Origin of the sequence: Nitriliruptor sp., assembly GCF_040882075.1 — a bacterium.
Taxonomy (GTDB): Bacteria; Actinomycetota; Nitriliruptoria; order Nitriliruptorales; family Nitriliruptoraceae; genus Nitriliruptor.
Genome location: NZ_JBBEBZ010000200.1, coordinates 1 through 1,887, shown reverse-complemented (window position 1 = coordinate 1,887; position 1,887 = coordinate 1). Strand labels below are relative to the sequence as shown.

The window sequence follows — 1,887 nt, the reverse complement described above, 5'->3', positions numbered from 1 at the left end:
ATCGGGTAGGGGCCGGGGTTGCCCCCGGCGCCCTCCCACACCACCGTACGTACCGTTCGGTATACGGCGGTTCATGCAGAACGGGTAAGCCATCTTACCGTATCGAGTACCGACATCAGGCCCCGCTGATCGAACCACTTATTCGGCAGCGCCTGGTTCATGTGCGAGGCGCCGGCGTTCCACCAGGGGCCTCGCCCATTTCCCGCTGACTTCCACGCCCGATACTCATCCAGACCCAACGCCAGGAGCTTGCGGCGCCGGGTCCGCGGGCGCTTCCATTGCCGCCAGATCAGGCCGCGCAGTCGGCGACGTATCCATCGATCCAGCGCTTCCAAAGGGCGCTTCACGTCGACGAGGGAGAAGTAACTGGCCCAGCCCCGCAGGACCGGGGTCAGCCCTTCGATGACGCGTCGAATGTGGCGCCCCCTGCCGCGCTTGAGGATCTCGCAGACACGCTGCATCAGGCGCTGCAGACTGGCCTTGGCGACGGTCAGCCGTGGCAGTTTGTGCCGCGTCAGCGTGTAGCCCAGGTACCCTCGGTGCCAGGGCCGGTCGACCGCACTCTTGGCGCGATTGACCGTGAGCCGAAGCGAGTTCTCGAGATAATCACTCAGGCTGGCCATGACGCGCTCGCCTGCCCGCCGACTTTTGACGTACACCTGTAGGTCGTCGGCGTAGCGGCAGAAGCGGTGGCCACGGCTTTCCAGTTCCTTGTCCACGTCATCCAGCAGGATATTGGCCAGCAGCGGACTCAGTGGCCCACCCTGTGGCGTGCCCTGCTTTCGTGGCGAGGTCAGGCCGTGCTGGAACAGCCCGGCTTCCAGATAACGACGAATCAGGCGCAGTACCCGCTTGTCGCGGACGCGGCGCGCGACCCGCGCCATCAGCAGGTCGTGATTGACCCGGTCGAAGAAGGCTGCCAGGTCGAGATCGACCACCCAGCGGTGGTCGGCTCCGACGTGGGCCTTCATGGCCGAGACGGCCTGCTGGGCGCTGCGTCCGGGCCGATAGCCGTAGCTCGATTCGGAGAAGCCCGGATCGAAGCGCGGCGTCAGTACCTGGAGCAGCGCCTGCTGGATCAGCCGGTCGGTGACCGTGGGAATGCCGAGCTGCCGCGTCCCGCCCTTGGGCTTGGGGATCGTGGCGGCTCGGATCGGGCTAGGGTGATACTCGTCGGCCAGTAGCCGCTCGCGCAGCGTTGGCCAGTATTGCTTTAGATGGTCAGCCAACTGATGCACCGTCATGCCGTCGGCACCCGGTGCACCTTTATTGGCGATCACCTTACGGTAAGCCCGCTGCATGTTCTGCGAGTCGACGACCGACTCCATGAGCGGGGCTGGCTCCGCTTTCGTCCACGATAACGACGCCGAAATCGTCTCGACGCTCACCGGCTGGGACGCGGAGTTCCGCTCCTGCCCCTCTGGGTGAGTGACGGTATTAGCGTCATGCTCTGTCTTCATGATCGATCCTCGAGACGTCATCGCCTACTCGCGGTTCTTCATGTTCGGCCCTTGGTGCCGTAGTGAACCCGGCACTTACTATGGCCTCGGCTGACGTCTGGTGGCCCATCCCGTCGCCTCTCGACGCCGGTAGCACCATGGCAGACCACCAGACCTCCCAGGGTAAGACGCGCGACCTTCCTCCCATCTACCCGCCGCATTTACTTCCACACCTTCCGGGTAGCTATTGGGCTTCGAGTCTTTTAGCCCTCTCGCCCAGATGCGGCTGCCTCATATGCGGTTCCTGTTCGTCGGGCCAGGAGTTTGCCTGCAGCTTCCTTCAGATTCCGCCTCGCGGCGGACACCCTTGCTGTTCAGCTAACGGTTCCCGCTACCAGGGTCCGTAGGGGACTTTCACCCCCAAGTCATCCCGAGGCACCACCCTCGG

The 1,887-nt window shown here is 64.3% G+C and carries 1 protein-coding gene; it reads right to left on the bottom strand.

Translation table 11 applies throughout. The features are described from left to right. Positions 1 to 71: 71 nt before the first annotated feature. The gene (gene ltrA, locus WEB03_RS13900) at positions 72 to 1,460 is read right to left on the bottom strand and encodes a group II intron reverse transcriptase/maturase (protein ID WP_368071515.1); all 1,389 of its coding nucleotides are present in this window, start codon (positions 1,458 to 1,460) and stop codon (positions 72 to 74) included. Positions 1,461 to 1,887: the final 427 nt, after the last annotated feature.